Origin of the sequence: Nitrospira sp., assembly GCA_016788885.1 — a bacterium.
Lineage (GTDB): Bacteria > Nitrospirota > Nitrospiria > Nitrospirales > Nitrospiraceae > Nitrospira_A.
This window is the reverse complement of record JAEURX010000059.1, coordinates 1-18,771: the sequence shown is the minus strand read 5'-3', so window position 1 is coordinate 18,771 and position 18,771 is coordinate 1. Positions and strand designations below refer to the sequence as shown.

Here is an 18,771-nt window from a genome sequence, read left to right as displayed (position 1 = left end):
CATCACTGGTATGTTACGGGTGTGTTAAATACTGGCACGCCGGGCTGTTGGTCAGGCGTAACGTCAATGTGAGTGCCTGCCGCATGCGGATTAGAACTCGTCTATCGCAACCGGTTGCAACAGATCGCGTACCGACAACACCCCGATGATCGCGCCGCTCTGCACCACGCCCAAATGACGGGTGTGATGGGACTGCATCAAATCGGCGGCCTCCGTGATCGATCGTCGTTCGTCGAGACTGATGACAGGGCTGCTCATGATCGATTCGACCGAAACACAATGTACCGGTTTGTTTTCGCCGACGACCTTTCGAACAATGTCGGATTCGGTCACAATGCCGACGACACGATTGTTCTGCTCGATGAAGACGCTACCGACCTGACGCTCGTTCATCACTTTGGCCGCATCGGCCGTCGAAGTGCCGACCGGCACGGTCACTAGTGTCTTGGTCATGAGATCACTGACAGTCACCATACTCGGTTCTCCTTGTTGAATGTGTCTGATCGACTCAGTGCCACACGCTACTGAGTCCCTATGGGAACAGGATAGACCGAGTTTGTTGAAACACCGTTATGGGCGCGTAAAATCTTTGTTACGGCTGACGAGAAATCCGAAGAAAGAGGCGAGTGAGTCCGGCATGGGCATCTGTTGTCCATGCCGGAGGGGAGAGGAATAAGGACCGTTACTCTTTTACCACAAAGTGGACACTACGATTTTTCTGCCAACAGACCGGGTTGTGCTGCAGACACAGGGGACGGTCCTTGCCGTAACTGGTCACGTCTACCTGCAACTGACTCATGCCCAACGACTCCAGGTACCGCTTGACGGACAGCGCGCGCCGTTCACCTAGCACCAGATTGTATTCCGACGTGCCGATTTCGTCACAGCGGCCTTCCAGCAGTACCTTGGTCACATGGTTGTCTCGCAACCGCTTGGCATTGTCTTCTACTGCGGTCAGCGCATCGTCTCGCAGCACATACTGATCGAAGTCAAACAAGACATCCGGGAAGGGGATGTTCTGTTCACCGGTGGCGTTACGCGCCGCCATCTCCACGGATCGCAATGGAACCGGTGCCGGCTCGACCGGAGGCGGCACTTCCTGTACCGGCGCAGCAGCGACACGCTCCTCGACACGGGGCTTCGGGGGCATCACCGTCGTTCCTGCACTGGTTCCCGCTTTGCTCGCGCAGCCGTCAAGGAACAGGAGAGCAGCGACGGCGCTGAGTCCGAGCAGAGCAAACGGGCGAAAACGGTTCATGGATACCTCCGGCGCAGAGTGGGTTCGTGGGTTGAATGTGGCACAGAATAATCAAAACGGGCAAACGAGGCAAGTTACTTCTTTCCGGCACAGCACTCATACACGCGCTGCGAATGCGGCAGCGCATCCCATCGCAAAATCTGTAGCGCGTCCGCTACGTATGCGGGAGACCGCATGCCGACGAGCACGCACGTCACACCAGGCGTACTGCGCAACACCCACAAAGCCTTTTGCGACAAGGTCGCAGCGCGCCTCGACTCCGGAAGCAGGGGATTGATCGCGCGATGCAGCTCCTCGGTCCGTAGACGGCTGCGCTCCGCAGCCTCGCGTTGCAAACTTCTCAAGAGAGCCAACAGCTCGGGGACATATCGATCACGCCAGGCCTCCCATTGTTCGGCGACGGTACCGGTGAACGCTTCCGCCAACGCTCGCAACACTTGATTCACGTGCGGCGCGATCATGTGCTGTTCGATCTGTTCCCAGTGCTCCAGTCCCTGAACCTGCGTCCGAATTCTGGTCAGTTCCTCCGCCCAGCGAAAGAAGTCACTCGGAAGCATGCCCTGCCCACTATGCGCAACCGCCGGCGCAAGACTCTTGCGGTACTCTTCTTCGAGCCCCGCGACTTTCTGCCGCTGCTCCTCGAACGTGGCCTCTGCCACCGGCATCGACACATCTGCCAGCCGCACGACGCCACCCCGTTGCGCCGGCATGGCGTTTAAGGGACGGTTCACCAACACGGCGATGCCGTCCTGCATCGCCTCTGCCAACAGGGTCCTGCCGTTGCCGGGGCCGGTGTTGGGAACCAGGGCCGCGCCGGATTCGTAGAGATTCATCGGACACTGCAGGACGGTGAAGTGATGCGACGAGGCGCCAACTGTGCTGGCGGCCCGAGTGGCCGCCTCGATCATACGGGAGAGGGAGGTTGCACCAGCCTCCTCCGATCCTGCCGTGGACGTATTTGACGACACCCCATAGCCGCGCAATCGCCCGGACTGCACTTGCGCCTCACAATATTCGAAGGCTCGCTGCAGGCGCGCATAGAACTCGTCGCGGAGTTCCGGGAGCGGGCGGGTTTCACTCCCCCCGAGTTTGGTCGCATGGGTAAGAAAATATTCGGGGTTATGGAGCAGACAGACGTCCAACGTGGCCAACCCTAGCCGATCTAATGACAGCGTCAGTTGATCGGCCAGAAACTCCGGGTGGATGCAATGCCAGATGTCGTCGCCATACTTCACCATCTCAGGATAGGGCTTGCCGGATTTTTCGCGAGCCTGCGCCTGCACAAGATTCTGCCCTTGTACGTACCCGATCTTCGAGACGACGATCACGTCCTCTCGTGCGAGGTCTCCGGTGCGCATGAGCCCCTGCAGGACCGAGCCGACCAGTTGCTCGCTCTCCCCATCCATGTAATTTGTGGACGTATCGATCACATTGCAGCCTGCACGCAGCGCCTGGGTCAAGGCCTCACGGTGTTCGGCTTCACGCAGCCCCACGCGATAGGTACCAAACCCCAGACGACTCGCCGTCAAACCCGTCGTACCGAATGGGCCAAATCCATGGGCCAACGACCCGGCCTCGGATGCGTGGTGAATATGTCGCGCGGCATAGGCCGCCGTGCCTTGCGCCGTGGCATACCCCGGTTGCAAACGCCCGCTTAAGACCTTTTGCGGTGCTGATGCTTCAGCAGCCTGTTGTGACGGATCGAGCAAGGCAGGAAGATCCACCGGATCAGTAATTGGTCGACGGCAGGAAAAATTCCGGCAGACATAAAGTGCCGGTTGGCCGTTGACCAGCGTCTTGTCCTGCAGCAGGGGATGGGCGCTCGCAGCATCCGGGAGGGCCTGGTGGGCAAGGACTCGGTTGGGAAGATAGATTCGATTCACGGCAGCGTTCAACGCGTTGGTGCCAGAAGCCGCAGGCGCGCCGATGACGGCAATCTCGACGGGACCATTCGTGAGCAGGTCGACGACTATCAAGCTTTTGGCAAACGCCCGCGGGTAACGCGCGATCTGCCGACCATAGGCTCGAACCGCGGCGGCGGCGGCCTGTCGGAAGTCCTCCCGCGCATAGTGAAAGGACAGTCTGGCCAGCACGGACGCGGCGACGGCATTCCCGCTCGGGGTGGCACCATCCGGTCCTTCACGACTGCGCAAGATCAGTGCTTCGTGCCCGATCGCCGTCGTGAAGAATCCTCCCTGTTGCTCGTCGACGAAGTCCGCGAGAATCCGTTCAGCCAGGCGAACCGCCGCCAACAGATACCGCTCATCACCACCGGCTTCGTAGGTCTCAATCAGCCCTTCGGCAAAGTAGGCGTAGTCTTCAAGGTACGCGTCCAGATGGGCGGTGCCCGTGCGGTAGGTCCGCAGGAGCCGGCCATCCGGCTTTGAGAGCGTGGTCAGCAGAAAATCGCACGCTCGTTGCGCGGCCTCGCGATACCGTTCGACGCCGAAGACGCGGCTCGCTTCCGCCATGGCGCGGATCATCATGCCGTTCCATGCCGTGATGACCTTGTCGTCGAGTCCGGGAGGAACGCGACGCGCCCGCGCCGCATACAGTCGCGGCTTGGCCTTGTCGATCGTCTGCCGCAGTTCATCCGCGGAAAGCCGTAGATCTTTCGCAACGGCTTCGAGGCTGTGTGCGGTGTGGAGGACATTCTTGTGCTCCCAGTTGCCGGCCTCGGTCACGTCGTAATAGGCGCAGACCCGTCGTGCATCCTCCTCGTTGTCGAGCGCGGCACGCACCTCTTCCGGCGTCCACACGAAAAATTTTCCTTCCACACCTTCGGAATCGGCGTCGGTGGCCGAATAGAAGCCGCCTTCCGGCGAGGTCATTTCCTTGAGAATATAGTCCAGCGTTTCGCACGCCACCCGGCGATAGTGGTCGTCGCCCGTGACTTGATAGGCCTCGACATAGACATGGGTCAGCAGCGCATTATCGTAGAGCATCTTTTCGAAATGCGGCACCAGCCAGCGTTCATCCGTGGAATAGCGTGCAAAGCCGCCGCCGATGTGGTCATAGATGCCACCAGCCGCCATGGCGTCCAGCGTGGTACTCACCATCGTCAACGTATGAGCGTCCTTCGTCCGATGATACCGATGGAGCAATAACGACAACCCCGTCGCCGGTGGAAACTTGGGCGCGCCGCCGAACCCGCCGAGCTTTGCATCGAAGTCTTCCGCAAACTGCGTCACGGCCATGTCGAGTTCAGCCTCGCCGACGGTGGTCGGGGAGGGAGCCGTCACGCCGTCACGCAATCGCACCGTCAGATTGGCCGCCTGCGCCACCACCCCCTCGCGATCCTTTTCCCAATACTCTGCGAGTTTCTTGAGGAGCGTCGGAAACCCCGGTCGGCCCCACCGGTCAGACGGCGGGAAGTACGTACCGGCAAAAAACGGCTTTTGGTCGGGCGTCAAAAAGACGGTCATGGGCCAGCCGCCTTGATTCCGGTTCAGCGCGAGCGTCGCTTGCATATAAATTTCATCCAGGTCCGGTCGCTCTTCCCGGTCGACCTTGATGCAGACGAAATGTTGATTCATCAGCGCGGCCGTCGCCTCGTTCTCAAACGATTCCCGTTCCATGACATGGCACCAATGGCAGGACGAGTACCCGATGGAGAGGAGAATGGGCCGACCGAGGGTCGCGGCCTGGGCCAGAGCCTCTGGGCCCCAGGGATACCAATCCACGGGGTTGTACGCATGCTGCAACAGATAGGGACTGGTCTCGCGAATGAGGCGGTTGGGGCGTCGAGGATCAGCGTGATCGGTCATGCGCGAACCGTAACATGCACCAACGGAATGGGTCAATGAAGTGAAGCAGGGGACTGTCGCGGAGGAATACGGACAAAAAATTGGCCCGCGCCGGCATCCGGAGTCGCGAGCCAATTTTACATTACGAAAGAATCAGGAGACTGGGCTCAGTGGCCGCCCTTCTTCTCTTCCTTCTTCTTGTCATCGCCGAACACGGTCTGGGACAGGTGTCCACCCTTCTTCTCTTCCTTCTTCTTATCGTCCCCGAATACGGTCTGGGAGAAATGGCCGCCCTTCTTCTCTTCCTTCTTCTTGTCATCGCCCGCGAATGACGGAGCGGTGAACGCAACGAGAATGGCCGCCGCTACGAATGCAAATAGTGCACGCTTCATGGAACCCCCTCCTTGAAAGTTGAGAATTAAGTGCCCCACCACCAGGGCGGGGCGAGGGTAGCCAACCTGTCAGAAAAAGTCAATGCAACTCTTTTGCTTCGGAAACTTTCAGGCAGAAGGCTGTGGTACACTCTAATCACAAGCGCCGCACCTCATCGGGGCACCGATCATGACGACGGACGACATCGGCCCCTACTCGAACTACCGCCTGACCGTTCGCCTCGCACTGCTCAACAAACCGGGAATTTTCGCCAAAGTGGCCGCCCTGTTAGCGGAAGAAGGCGCGAACCTCGGCGCGGTGGACATTGTCTCAGCCAATGCCGAACGCATGATCAGAGACATCACTTTCGACGTGCAGAATGAGGCCCACGGGGAGCGGGTCCTCGAACGGCTCGAAGCGTTGCCGGAGGTGAACGTGCTCTCCGCCTCCGATCGGATTTTTCTCCTGCACCTCGGGGGAAAAATCAAAGTGCAAAGTAAAGTTCCGGTCACCACGCGCAACGTCCTCTCGATGATCTATACACCCGGTGTCGGCCGCGTCTGCAAGGCGATTGCGAAGGATCCCTCCAAAGCCTACGCCTTTACCAGCAAGAGCAACAGTGTGGCGGTTGTGACGGACGGGTCTGCCGTATTGGGCCTGGGCAATCTCGGCCCTGCGGCCGCCTTGCCGGTGATGGAAGGGAAGGTCATGCTCTTCAGAGAGTTGGCCGGCATTGATGCCTGGCCGATCTGCCTTGGAACACAGGATCCTGAAGACATCGTCCGCGTCGTTCGTGGTATCGCGCCAGGGTTCGGAGGCATCAACCTCGAAGATATCAGTGCGCCACGCTGTTTCGAAATCGAACGGGCGCTCAAGACATCCCTCGACATTCCGGTGATGCACGACGACCAGCACGGCACAGCCGTGGTCCTCCTGGCTGCGCTGACCAATGCGCTCACCGTGGTCGGCAAACGCATGGAAGACGTCCGCATCGTCGTGAACGGACTCGGCGCGGCGGGCACCGCCTGCTGCCGCATTCTCCTGGCCGCCGGTGCCTGTCACCTGGTCGGCTGCGACAAGGAAGGCATCGTCTTAATGGGGGAGGCGGAGGAACTCCGCGCCTGCCGCACCGATTTGCAGGCCTGTATCCGGCGCGATCAGCCACGCGGCACCTTGCACGACGCGTTGAAAGGCGCCGACGTGTTTATCGGCCTGTCGGTGGGGAACGTCCTCACAAGAGAGGACCTGGAGCGCATGAATCAGGATCGCATCGTGTTCGCCATGGCCAATCCTGATCCCGAAATCGATCCGAAGATTGGCGATGAGTTGTCGCGTATTTTCGCCACCGGCCGATCCGACTATCCCAACCAGATCAACAACGCCCTCTCGTTTCCGGGAATTTTCCGCGGGGCCCTCGATGTCCAGGCCAGTGAGATCAACGAGCCGATGAAACTGGCCGCCGCCCAGGCCATCGCCGAATGTGTGCCGGCCGACGCGCTTTCGGAAGACTATATCATCCCCAGCGTCTTCGACCGTGAAGTGGTCCCGCGTGTGGCCAAGGCCGTGGCTGCCGCCGCACGCACATCCGGTGTTGCCCGGCGCCGCATCAAAATCGACGACGACCTTCCCTAGCGTGCAGCCGCCAGCTTGCCCTCATTTTCTCTCCTCGTTGGCGTGAGCGGAACAATCCAGGTAGAGTACAGCGGACGGTCATTGCTCCAGCGCAGTGCGTCCGTACCACGACAACCCTCCGGTGCAGTGAACCCAACCAGGAACGCGACGTGACACCAACCACCATTCAACTGATCGGGACCACCCTGTTCGTCGTGGCGATCGCGCATACCTTCGCTACCTCCTTCTTCGAACATTTGGCGCATTCCCGTCCGGCGCATGCGGGGCTGTGGCATCTACTGGGCGAGGTAGAAGTGGCATTCGGGTTTTGGGCCTGCGTCCTGATCGCGGCGATGTTCGTGACGGACGGCGCGGCCGCTGCCGTGCATTACCTCGACTCCCGCAACTTCACGGAAGCCCTGTTCGTATTCGCCATCATGGTGATTGCTGGCACACGACCGATCGTGCACCTGGCGCGGACCGGAGTACGACTAGTGAGTCAGGCCCTTCCGCTACCACACGGTATCAGCCTCTACATCACGGTGCTGTCCCTCGTCCCGCTCCTCGGCTCGCTGATCACCGAACCGGCAGCGATGACCCTGGCCGCGCTCCTGCTGCGCGACGCCTTTTTCCGCGCCGGCATCTCGACCCCCCTGAAATACGCCACCCTGGGGGTACTCTTCGTCAACGTCTCCATCGGGGGCACACTCACTCCGTTCGCCGCCCCTCCGGTCTTGATGGTGGCAGGAACCTGGCACTGGGACTTTGAATTCATGTTGAGTGCGTTCGGCTGGAAGGCAGCCCTGGCGGTGGCGATCAATGCCATTGCCGCAGCGGTCCTGTTCCGTTCAGAACTCCGTCGGGTCTCACCAGGCGTGAGCCATGATGAACGTGATCGCGTCCCCGTCGGTCTCCTTTTCGCCCACCTCGTCTTCCTCGCGATGGTCGTGCGCTTTGCTCACCACCCCGCGTTATTCCTCGGCCTGTTCCTGCTGTTTCTCGGCGTCGCCCAGGCCTATGCTCGACATCAGGACCGCCTCATCCTTCGTGAAGGCCTCCTGGTTGCCTTCTTTCTGGCAGGCCTTGTCGTGCTGGGCGGGCAACAACAATGGTGGCTGCAACCGGTGTTATTGTCCATGGGACCGGAAGCGGTGTTCGTGGGAGCGACCATCCTCACGGCATTCACCGATAACGCCGCCCTCACATACCTCGGCTCCTTGGTCGAGGGCTTATCGGATGCGTTCAAATATGCCCTGGTAGCAGGCGCCGTCACCGGTGGGGGACTGACCATCATCGCCAACGCGCCTAATCCCGCCGGGGCCGCCATCCTTCGACCTCACCTCGAGGAGCAGACCCTACATCCGTTTCGACTGTTTCTGGCTGCACTGCCTCCCACGATCACCGCAGCCCTGTGGTTCTGGTTTCTCTAATGCCGCGCAATGCCATTCGGCTTGCACACGCCACTCTTATTCCCGTACAAACGGTTGTGCTAAGATGCGGACGACCTTGCCGCACGCTCGCGAGGTCGCGCCTGACGAGGACTTGTGGCCTTCTCTACCAATCGCTTGTTCAAATATCAGCGAGGCATGCGGCGACGGATCGGGATGCTGCGCGCCAAGAATGTGGACAGCATGGAGTTTGCCGTCGATTTTATGATGCAGGAGCGGGTCGACAGCTATTTCCGCATCGAACCGGCGCTCGAAGAGGTGGAACGGTCCCTGGGACAAATCGAAGAGGAACTGGAGCATGTGAGCGACGTCTCCGGCGCTGCCCGCTTGGAGTCCAGGTTGGAATTTGTCGAAGACCGCTGGGATGAACTCGACAGCGAGATCCGCGAACGTCCGCGGCGACGCCGGCGCAAAATCAACCTGGCAGACTTTCTCAAGAACACCGGAGGAGAGGGGAGCGCCACAAGCACGAGCGGGGAGGTCACCAACGCCTGCGATGCCTATCAACTGCTGGGGCTGGAGTTCGGAACCCCGCTCGCTGACGTCACCACGGCGTTCAGGCAACGTGCGAAAGAACTACACCCTGATGCCCGCAACGGCGACCGCAGTTCCGAACCGGAACTCCGACGGATTCTGGAAGCATATCAATTTCTTAAAGAATACCTCAGCCTGAGCAACACCGAACCACCGATTTCGCGCGGAGAATATCGGCCCACCGAGTAACCCATGGCCACAGTGGACCCGAACCAGACCTTCATTACGTCCCACGAGATGCTCGACGCGCTCTGCGACCGCCTGGCAGACAGCCCGGTGATCGCGATCGATACCGAGTTCATGGGAGAAGATCATTTCATCCCGCGCCTGGAACTGATCCAAGTCGCGGCGGACGGTGTGGCTGCGGTCATTGATTTTCCCGCTGTACAGGGCGGAGCCCCGATGGCCCGGTTTTGGGACCTCGTGTGCGAAGCGCGTATCGAGAAGGTCCTTCATGCCGGAAGGCAGGACCTTGAGCTGTTCGCCCACCATGCGGGTCGATTGCCGAAACCGTTTTTCGACACGCAGATCGCCGCCGCCATGGTCGGGTATGGTGCGCAAACCGCCTATGCCAATTTGGTGCAGCGGGTACAGGGGGTCAAACTCGACAAGGCCCATACCTTTACCAATTGGAGTCAACGCCCGCTGAGCCAAGATCAACTCGTCTACGCGCTGGACGACGTGACGTTTCTCCTGCCCATTCATCGGCACCTGCGCCAGAAACTCTCCGTGATGGGTCGCCTCCAGTGGGTGGATGAGGAATTTTCCCGCTTAGAGGTATCGCTGGGCGCGCAGGCGCGAGACCCGCAGGAACGGTATCAGCGCATTCGCGGATGGGATAGTCTCAAACCGCGCGCCGCGGGGGTCCTGCGCGACCTCGCCGCCTGGCGGGAAGGGGAGGCACGACGCCGCAATGTGCCTCGGGGCCGGGTGATGCGCGATGAGGTGTTGGTTCAATTGGCGCGGCAGACGCCGCGGACGCTCGAGCAACTCCGGGGCATGCGCGGCATGTACTCCTCAGAGGTGGAACGCAACGGACAGGCTCTGCTGACCACCATGCAGCAAGCGCTGGCCCGTCCTGAGTCCGAATGGCCGGACGTCCCGCGCGACCGCAAGCCGGACCCCGAATCCACCGGTGTCCTGGAACTCTTGCAGGCGGTGCTGAAATCCCGCGCGGCGATGGAAAACATCGCGCCGACCATGATCGCCACCACCGGCGATCTACAAGCACTCGTCGAGCGTGTCTCACCCGTAGAAGAGCTGGATATTCCCGTGTTACGCGGGTGGCGACGTCAGCTGGTGGGGGAGACGCTCTTGCATGTCCTCTCCGGGGATCTCAAGGTGTGGATCGACCCCTCCGTCGGCAAACTGCGCTTCGGACATCTGGACCATTCGTAGCCCCGTTCGTACGAACCGCGCGCCTTGTCCGCTCCCACGACGACTTCACCTCAGCATTGAGCTCGCGCATCATCGGGTCCCGCGACCGCCGGCATTCGAGCGCAAGATGCGGCGCTCTTTCCACATGCCGAACAGTACCGTCAGCAACGCGAGTCCGATTTCATCCGCCAGGGGAATCACATCAGGCACGATGAAATCCACGACGGTGAGCACGGCGAACAGCAGAAAGAGGGACGGAAAGCGGAGATTGAGGCGTTGGAGCACTCGCCCCAAGAACGACACCCGATCTGCCGAGCTGTAGGCCACCATCACTGCCCCCTTTCGTTTCTGCCTTACAGAAGTTTGCTGACCGTCTCGGCCGGACGCGCCAACATCACCGTGTCGCCTTTTTCTACGATCGGCCGCTGGATCAGATCGGGGTGGGCCACCATGTGGTCCAGTAGTTGGTCCTGACTCAGAGCAGGGTCGGACAGCTTCAGCGATTTGTACAGATCTTCTTTCGTGCGCAAGATATCGCGTGCGGACAGTCCGGCCTTTTTCAGCAGGGCCTGCAGCTGGCTCTTTGTAAACGGCTTCTCGTAATAATTGATCGCGGTGAACGGCTGGCCGCTTTCCCGCACCAATCGCACGGCCTCCCGGCAGGTTGAACAGGTGGGCTTCTGATAAATCGTGATCTCCGCCATAGGCTTCTTCGCACTCCTTCCTTCGGGGTTCCCTTGACGCTAATTTTTCTCCTGTGTTACATGGACGCAGGCAATCAACTTCGAAACGAGACCCAACTTCCATGCCAACCTTCGGAACCGACACCAGCGACCAGACCGGCAAATTCTCCTGCGCCACCGCCAAGCAGCGCACCTTGAAAGACCTCCGGACCAAACGTAAGGGGCAACCGGTCTTCGTCGTGGGGCACCGGTTGGAACGAAAGGGTACGGAAGCCACGTTCGAGGTCTTCAACGACCGCTTGGCGGTCATTCGATTCGACGACGACGCCCGCCTGGGATACGATCCGCTTGAATTGTTGTTACCGACGGAGATCGACGAAAAGGGCGTGGCCTACTTCGAAATCCGCACCTGCCGGGTCTGTGAGCAAATGTTTCCACTCACCGCAGACGAGTGTGACGCGGACGAGGAGCCGACCATCTGCCCCGCGTGTGCATCATAATTCGCCTCAATCTGCCAACGGCGCAATCTCCACAGCCTTCTTGATCAGACAATCCCCCGCATACCCCTGCAGCGCCATCGGCAGCATGCTGGCATCGAGTACCTTGGCCGAGAGCACCTTCAGGCCTTCCGCGATTCTCACCCCCTCAATCTTCAGCGCATGACAGACTTCCAAGGTACGCCACACCGGATTTCCCACGACCGCATCGCCCGGGATGAGTTTCAGATCGGAAACGGCTCCGTCCGACAACACTTTCGCAGAAACACGCGTCTTATCTTTTGGCACAGCGCTGACGACCGCAAAAAACATCTGGTCGTCATCGGCCCACGCAGGAGACGCCACACGACAGATGGTCAACAACACGAACGGCAGCCAGTAACCCCAGCTCATGCTCACCTCGTTGTGATGTTGGAGTAGGGATCGGGAGTCCCATCGCGCCGGGATGTCGACCGACGTCCCGATATAGGATCGTCGACCGGTCCTCCGTGACTCAGCGCGTTGCGTCCGACCCGTTGCGAGCCCGATGAAAATACCGCCCCCGACTGTTCGACCGGGCGTTCACCGACAAGAACCCACAGGGCCGCCGCCGCGGCGCCTAGAAGCCCAAGTCCCACCAGGATACGTGCCAACCGCCCCACGAGTTTCCCCTTGTTCGATCGTCACGATCATTGTGCGGTAGTATGCCAACCGCGTCTCATCAATTCAAGGTGACCGCTGGGTCGATCGTTGCGATCATGGTAAGCTGACACCGAGTCGGCATCCATCGGTCGAGCCGGGACAGGCGCATGTTCCCTGACACCGCCCACAGCCGACTCAGATCGGGCCCTATGTCCTAATGGAGAGAGGAGAGAGTCTATGCCCCATGACTTTATGCCGGGACTAGCCGGCGTTCCCGCTGCGAAATCGGCAATCAGTGATGTCGACGGGACGCGAGGACTTCTTGAATACCGTGGCATCCGCGTCGAGGAACTCTGTCAGCACTCGTCCTTCCTCGAAACCAGTTACTTGCTGTTGTTCGGCCGATTGCCGAATGCCACCGAGCTGACGCAGTGGGTGAACGACGTCACGCACCATCGCCGGATCAAGTTTCGCATTGTGGATCTGCTGAAGGTCATGCCGGAACACGGCCATCCCATGGATGCGCTGCAGGCGGCCGTCGCGGCACTGGGGATGTTTTATCCTGGACGCAACGTCAAAGATGTGGCGAACAACTATTGGTCCGCAGTACGGCTGATCGCCAAACTGCCTACGATCGTGGCCGCTTGGGCCCGGTTGCGGCGCGGAGACGAATACATTCCCCCGCGGGATGATCTGGCCTTTTCCGACAACTTTCTCTACATGCTGACGGAAAATGTTCCCCATCCGCTCTGGAGCGAAGTGTTTGACGACTGTTTGATCCTGCACGCCGAGCACACCATGAATGCCTCCACCTTTGCCGGCATGGTGACGGCCTCGACCCTGGCCGATCCGTATACGGTGGTGGCGTCTTCGATCGGCGCCTTGAAGGGCCCCTTGCACGGTGGCGCCAACGAGGAAGTGGTCATGATGTTGCGGGAGATCGGCACCCCGGCCCAGGCCAAGGCAGCGGTCGACGCACGGCTTCAGGGCAAGAACAAACTCATGGGATTCGGGCACCGGGTCTACAAAGTGAAAGATCCGCGCGCAACCGTCCTACAGGATCTTTGCATGCGGTTGTTCAATGTCTGCGGCACCTCTCCGCTCTATGAAGTCGCGGTGGCCGTGGAGCAATTGGCGGGAGAACACCTGAAGGACAAGGGCATCTACCCCAACGTCGACTTCTACTCAGGCATCATCTACGACAAGATGGGAATCGAAGTCGACCTCTTCACCCCGCTGTTTGCGATGGCGCGGGTCAGCGGGTGGCTGGCGCACTGGTTGGAGCAGTTGCGGGAGAACAAACTGTACCGGCCAGACCAGATTTACTCCGGCGAACACAACCGGCACTACGTCCCAATCGACCGGCGGTAGGGCAACGGGATCTACTCGGTGCGACCGATAAACCACCAGACCACGACCGACGTGACAAACATGATACCGCCGAGCAACGCATAGGATATGAATTCCAACATGGCGATCGTCTCCTCTATGAAGGGGGCTACTAAATAATGCCGGCCCCCCTAATGTCAAGGCCCTGGATGGAACATTCCTCTGTCCAGGATGCGCTTGACTTCAATGCGCAGGGGATTACCTCACTACTTGTAAGTAGGATGTCGCAAGGGAAAATCGACCATCCATACACACAAGGAGGAGGCATCATGGCTATCGTACGTTGGGATCCGTTTCGGGAGTTGCAGGACATGTCCGACCGGTTGAATCGGATGGTGTCTCGGCCGGCGAACGGCGGGAGCGTCGGGCAGGGAAAGGAAGTCATGACGGTGGCGGACTGGACGCCGACCGTGGACATCAGCGAGAGCGAAGCCGAATATGCGATCAAGGCGGAGCTTCCTGAAGTGAAGCGGGAAGATGTGAAGGTGACGGTCGAGGACAGTGTGCTCACTATCCAAGGGGAGCGCAAACAGGAAAAGGACGAAAAGGGGAAGAAGTATCATCGGATCGAACGGTCGTACGGCCGATTTGTCCGGACGTTCACGCTACCCGACTCGGTCGATGAGAGCAAGGTGAAGGCGGAGTATGCCGACGGCATCCTGCATCTGCATCTCCCGAAATCGGAAAAGGCAAAACCCAAACAGATCGAGGTGAAGATCGCCTGATCGATCGACCGAGGTCTGTGAAGCAAGGCCCGCGCATGCGCGGGCCTTTTCTTTTTGTGACCACCACGCCCCGCTGCTCATCCGGCAGTCTCCATCCAACCCGCAACGACGTCACCGCGGATGCCCTGATCTGGTAGCAGCCGATGCTTGTGCTTCCGCAGGAGGAGCGTTTAATATGCGCGGTTCCAGCACGTTAACCGCCAGCCATTCGAGGAGATCCGACGATGAAGAAAGCGTCACGCACGTCCGACAACACGCCATCCCTGACGACAGCCACGCGCATCGAGCGCGACACCATGGGGGAACTGCCGGTTCCATCCAATGCGTACTATGGCGTGCAAACGGCCCGCGCGATCGAAAACTTCCCGATCAGTTCACTGCGCATTCCGCGCTCCATGATCCGAGCCATGGGCTTGATCAAACGCGCCGCGGCCTCGGTCAATCATTCGCTCAAACTGCTCGATAAAAAGCCGGCGGACGCCATCGTGCGGGCTGCGACCGAAGTGGTTGACGGTCGGCTCGATGCGGAATTTCCGGTGGATATTTTCCAAACCGGTTCCGGTACGTCGACAAACATGAACACCAACGAAGTCATTTCCAATCGCGCGACGGAACTGCTCGGAGGTGCCAGAGGCAGCAAGTTGGTCCACCCGAACGATCATGTGAACCTGGGACAGTCGAGCAATGACGTGATTCCGACGGCCATTCACATCGCGGCATCCGAAACGATCGAACGGCAGCTGATCCCCGCGCTGACCGAACTCCATAAATCACTCAAGAACAAGGCCCGCGAATTCGACAAGATCGTGAAAATCGGACGCACCCATTTACAGGACGCGACACCGGTCCGATTGGGACAGGAATTCGGAGGCTATGCCAGACAGATTGAGTTGGGCATCGCACGGATGAAACGGGCACAGGCAGCGCTCAGCGAAGTCGCCCTCGGCGGCACCGCGGTCGGCACCGGTCTGAACTGCCATCCGAAATTCGCCTCCAAGGTCATGGCTATCATTTCAAAGGAAACCAGCTGCAGTTTCAAGGAAGCGGTCAACCACTTTGAAGGTCAGTCGGCACAGGATTCCCTGGTTGAAGCCAGCGGAGAACTCCGCACCCTGGCCGTCAGCCTGATGAAGATCGCCAACGACATTCGTTGGCTCGGCTCCGGACCGCGCTGCGGACTCGGGGAAATCAATCTTCCCGAGACACAGCCCGGCTCATCCATCATGCCCGGCAAGGTCAATCCGGTCATTGCAGAGTCCGTCACCATGGTCTGCGCCCAGGTCATCGGAAACGATGTCACCGTCACCGTCGGCGGCCAGGCCGCCAATTTCGAATTGATCGTGATGCTGCCTGTGATGGCCTACAACCTGCTGCAGTCCATCGAACTCCTCGCAACCGCATCGACAAATTTTGCCGTGAAGTGCATCGGTGGCATCAAAGCGAACGAAGAGCGCTGCAAGAGCCTCATTGAAGAAAGCCTGGCCATGTGTACGGCACTCGCCCCTGTGATCGGGTACGAAGCGGCCGCAAAGCTGGCCAAGGATGCCTACAAATCGGGGAAGACCGTTCGAGAAGTGGCCCGGGAGCAGAACGTGTTGCCGGAGAAGCGACTCTCGCAACTCCTGGATCCGTGGCGGATGACCCAGGCCGGCGGGCCGGTCGGGAGTGCAGGCGGGTAGAAGCCGGGACGGATCGTCATCCGGCCTCGACATTGGTCGGCCCAGGGGCTCGTGGGTGCCATGCGTGATTTTGACAGCCCGACGACCCCTGTGCTACCGTGCCAAAAATTTTGGGTTCTTTGGCCGTCCGACGGTCGAAGGTCATCACGCGTTACTATTATCGATATACATTGAAGGGTAGATAATGAGTGCAACCGGTTCCGAGACAAGCGGACATGTAGTCATCGTCGTGGGCGCAGGCCCTGCCGGAATGGCCCTAGCCAAGAACATGGCTGATGCCGGTCATGAGGTCATCATCCTCAATCGCGACATCAAGTTCGGCGGGTTGGCGGAGTATGGGATTTTCCCCAGCAAGCTCAAATTGCGGGGCGGCTTGAAAAAGCAATATTGGGACATGCTCGAACAACCCAATGTGCACTACTTCGGAAACGTCTCCGTCGGGCAAGGGAAAGACCTGTCCGTTGACGAGCTGCGAGGCTTGGGGGCCAGTGCGATCGCGTTCTCGATCGGCGCCCAGGGCACGAAAGCCATCGGTGTCGAAGGTGATTCCGCCAAGGGTGTCTTCCACGCCAAAGACGTCGTCTACCACTTCAATCGCTTGCCAGGATTCGGCGATCGGCCGTTCGATATGGGCAAACATGTCGCCATCATCGGCGTCGGCGACGTGATGGTCGATATCGCCCATTGGTTGATTCGTTACAAAAAAGTCGAACGCGTCACGGCTATCGCCCGCCGCGGCCCGGTGGAGCGCAAGTACAATCCCAAAGAAATTCGCGCGGTCTGCTCAAACATGGATCACGAGGGCATCGCCAAGGAATTCGCCCGCATCAAGGAACGGCTTGCCGCCGTCGGACAAAATGCGGATGAAGTGCTGGCAAGCCTGACCGCCGAGTTCACCAAGTGTGAGCAGACGGATAGCCCCTCAAAAATGGGCTTTCGTTTTCTCGCCTCTCCCAAGCGGGTGCTCGTGGACGGCAACAACCGGGTGCGGGCGCTGGAGATGGAAGAAAACAAACTGGAGCCGAAAGGCGACGATACGGCCGCAGTTGGCCTCAAACAGTACTATGAATTCCCTGTCGACAGCGTCGTATTCGCCGTCGGCGACCGGGTCGATGACACGGTGGGACTCCCGTACAAGAACGGCGTCTATGTCACGAATCCGACCAAGACCGGCAATGATCCGGACGATTCATTGTTCCAGGCCTATGATGAAAAGTCCGGTCAGGTCGTGGATGGCGTATTTCTGGCCGGATGGGCGAGAAAGGCCAGCGAGGGACTCGTCGGGATTGCCAAGCGTGACGGAGACTGGTGTGCGGAAGTGATGGCGCGTTACCTGGCAACTAAGACCGGGCAACGACGTCCCGGAGCAGGGGACGTGGTTGCGAAGCTACAGGGCTTGTTGAAGGAACGAAAGAGCAAGCCGGTGGATCTGGAAAGCCTTAAAGTGCTGGATGCCGTTGAGAAGAGCCATGCCGGTTCGCCGGATGCCATTGGGGAATTCAAGTTTGCGTCGAACGCGGACATGTTGGCTCAGATCGAACGCGGGCGCGCATAGCGCGCCCGCCGTTTCCTCATCCATCTCCCCACTTCAGTTTTTCCCGCAACACCTCGTAATAACTGCTCTCCGGAAATCGAATCAGTCTGGTCAGATTTTCGGAAGCGTGAAGTTCGACCGTATCCCCCTGCGTCAAGGCCACGCCGACTTGGCCGTCCAGGGTGGCCATCGCCCCGTCGTCCTTACTGGTCAGGATGATTTCAATCTGCGCGGTGGCAGGCACGATCAAGGGACGATGTGTCAGGGTGTGGGGACAGACCGGCGTCAGAATCAACGACGAGACGGCCGGATTAATGATCGGTCCACCGGCGGACAGTGAGTAGGCTGTCGAGCCTGTCGGCGTGCTCACGATCAAACCATCGCCGCGCAAATTCGTGACAAATTGCCCTTGAATGGCAATCTTCAACTCGATCATCCGGGCAAGCGTCCCCTTGCTGACGACCACATCATTCAGGACCACCCCACGCGCCACCGTTTCGCCGTGCCGATGCACGTGGGTTTTCAGCATCAGGCGTTCTTCGAGCACAAAATCATTGGCAAACACGCGCTCAAGGGACGGATACAAATTCTCTAGGACGACTTCGGTCAGAAATCCGAGCCCCCCCATATTCACCCCAAGAATGGGAATGCCACGCTCGCCGGCCAAACGGGCTGCATTCAGCATGGTCCCGTCGCCGCCGAGAACCAGGAGCACATCGGCCTTGCTGGCCAGTTGCGTTTTTTGAAAGCCACCTGGTTCACCGAGGAGGGCGGTCGCAGTCGTATCCAGCAACACGTCGATGCTCCGGGAACGCAGCCAGGTGACCACGGCCTGCACAGTCGATTTCACTTCGGGAAATTTTGGTTTCGTGAGGATACCGATGCTTTTGCTTTTCATACATGAGACCGCGGGACACTGAGGTGAGGAGCCGGTTGAACGGTGCGGGATTGTATCGAGATGATTCTTTTACTGTCAAACACGGGCACCGCGAGGAGGACTATTTCGCGATCGCATGCGCGTGCGATTCGACAGTCCTAGCGCGCCTTTCACGATTCGCTCAATACCTTGACACCCCATACTGCGGTAGTTAGAATCACATCATCGCAGTGTGTGAGCCTTTGATTTGCATCACATCACTCAGCTAAGGCTTCTCTATACAGACCCCATCACCATAAGGAGGCGGGATGTTCGAACGGTTCACGGACAAGGGTCGCAAGATCATCATCCTGGCACGTGAAGAAGCCGAGCGCCATCAGAACGATTACCTGGGCACCGAGCACCTGGTGTTGGCCATCC

Annotated in this window: 17 protein-coding genes; 9 read left to right on the top strand and 8 right to left on the bottom strand. The window is 59.4% G+C overall.

What is annotated here, in order from left to right; all coding sequences use genetic code 11:
* Positions 1–90 precede the first annotated feature (90 nt).
* The 4 genes from JNL86_16250 to JNL86_16235 form a co-directional block, all read right to left on the bottom strand.
* Positions 91–474 (bottom strand): CBS domain-containing protein, encoded by a 384-nt coding sequence (locus tag JNL86_16250; protein ID MBL8044460.1) that lies wholly within the window; start codon positions 472–474, stop codon positions 91–93.
* A 208-nt stretch (positions 475–682) separates the two neighbouring features.
* Positions 683–1,258 carry an OmpA family protein gene (locus tag JNL86_16245; protein ID MBL8044459.1) on the bottom strand — a complete coding sequence of 192 codons (576 nt, stop codon included), beginning with the start codon at positions 1,256–1,258 and terminating at the stop codon, positions 683–685.
* A 74-nt stretch (positions 1,259–1,332) separates the two neighbouring features.
* Positions 1,333–5,025, bottom strand: a complete 3,693-nt coding sequence (locus tag JNL86_16240) for a DUF255 domain-containing protein (protein ID MBL8044458.1) — start codon at positions 5,023–5,025, stop codon at positions 1,333–1,335.
* Between the two features lie 146 nt (positions 5,026–5,171).
* Positions 5,172–5,396, bottom strand: a complete 225-nt coding sequence (locus JNL86_16235; protein ID MBL8044457.1) for a hypothetical protein — start codon at positions 5,394–5,396, stop codon at positions 5,172–5,174.
* 169 nt (positions 5,397–5,565) lie between these two features.
* Here JNL86_16235 and JNL86_16230 point away from each other — a divergent pair, with 169 nt between their 5' ends.
* The 4 genes from JNL86_16230 to rnd all read left to right on the top strand — a co-directional run bounded on the left by JNL86_16230 (position 5,566) and on the right by rnd (position 10,367).
* On the top strand, positions 5,566–7,008 hold the full coding sequence (locus tag JNL86_16230; protein MBL8044456.1) for an NAD-dependent malic enzyme: 1,443 nt from the start codon (positions 5,566–5,568) through the stop codon (positions 7,006–7,008).
* Positions 7,009–7,157: 149 nt separating this feature from the next.
* Positions 7,158–8,417 carry a putative Na+/H+ antiporter gene (locus tag JNL86_16225; protein ID MBL8044455.1) on the top strand — a complete coding sequence of 420 codons (1,260 nt, stop codon included), beginning with the start codon at positions 7,158–7,160 and terminating at the stop codon, positions 8,415–8,417.
* 114 nt (positions 8,418–8,531) lie between these two features.
* Positions 8,532–9,158, top strand: a complete 627-nt coding sequence (locus JNL86_16220) for a J domain-containing protein (protein ID MBL8044454.1) — start codon at positions 8,532–8,534, stop codon at positions 9,156–9,158.
* A gap of 3 nt (positions 9,159–9,161) precedes the next feature.
* Positions 9,162–10,367, top strand: coding sequence for a ribonuclease D (gene rnd / locus JNL86_16215; protein ID MBL8044453.1), 1,206 nt, complete (start codon positions 9,162–9,164; stop codon positions 10,365–10,367).
* A 69-nt stretch (positions 10,368–10,436) separates the two neighbouring features.
* Here rnd and JNL86_16210 read toward each other — a convergent pair whose 3' ends face one another.
* Positions 10,437–10,676 carry a hypothetical protein gene (locus tag JNL86_16210; protein ID MBL8044452.1) on the bottom strand — a complete coding sequence of 80 codons (240 nt, stop codon included), beginning with the start codon at positions 10,674–10,676 and terminating at the stop codon, positions 10,437–10,439.
* A 23-nt stretch (positions 10,677–10,699) separates the two neighbouring features.
* Positions 10,700–11,050, bottom strand: coding sequence for an arsenate reductase (glutaredoxin) (gene arsC, locus JNL86_16205; protein MBL8044451.1), 351 nt, complete (start codon positions 11,048–11,050; stop codon positions 10,700–10,702).
* A gap of 101 nt (positions 11,051–11,151) precedes the next feature.
* On the opposite strand from arsC, the gene JNL86_16200 reads away from it, so the two are divergent.
* Positions 11,152–11,529 (top strand): hypothetical protein, encoded by a 378-nt coding sequence (locus JNL86_16200; GenBank protein ID MBL8044450.1) that lies wholly within the window; start codon positions 11,152–11,154, stop codon positions 11,527–11,529.
* Between the two features lie 6 nt (positions 11,530–11,535).
* Here the strand turns inward: JNL86_16200 and JNL86_16195 are convergent, their stop codons facing one another.
* Positions 11,536–11,919: a hypothetical protein gene (locus tag JNL86_16195; protein ID MBL8044449.1), complete on the bottom strand. Its 384-nt coding sequence runs from the start codon at positions 11,917–11,919 to the stop codon at positions 11,536–11,538.
* Between the two features lie 465 nt (positions 11,920–12,384).
* On the opposite strand from JNL86_16195, the gene JNL86_16190 reads away from it, so the two are divergent.
* From JNL86_16190 to JNL86_16175, 4 genes are all read left to right on the top strand, one after another.
* Positions 12,385–13,518 carry a citrate synthase gene (locus tag JNL86_16190; protein ID MBL8044448.1) on the top strand — a complete coding sequence of 378 codons (1,134 nt, stop codon included), beginning with the start codon at positions 12,385–12,387 and terminating at the stop codon, positions 13,516–13,518.
* Positions 13,519–13,802: 284 nt separating this feature from the next.
* A complete protein-coding gene (locus tag JNL86_16185) occupies positions 13,803–14,261 on the top strand; it encodes an Hsp20/alpha crystallin family protein (protein ID MBL8044447.1) in 459 nt (152 codons plus the stop codon).
* Positions 14,262–14,485: 224 nt separating this feature from the next.
* Entirely contained in the window at positions 14,486–15,940 is a 1,455-nt protein-coding gene (locus JNL86_16180; protein ID MBL8044446.1) for a class II fumarate hydratase, read from the top strand.
* Between the two features lie 184 nt (positions 15,941–16,124).
* Complete coding sequence (locus tag JNL86_16175) at positions 16,125–17,495, top strand: FAD-dependent oxidoreductase (GenBank protein ID MBL8044445.1); 1,371 nt, start codon at positions 16,125–16,127, stop codon at positions 17,493–17,495.
* 16 nt (positions 17,496–17,511) lie between these two features.
* Here JNL86_16175 and JNL86_16170 read toward each other — a convergent pair whose 3' ends face one another.
* A complete protein-coding gene (locus JNL86_16170; GenBank protein ID MBL8044444.1) occupies positions 17,512–18,372 on the bottom strand; it encodes an NAD(+)/NADH kinase in 861 nt (286 codons plus the stop codon).
* Positions 18,373–18,771: the final 399 nt, after the last annotated feature.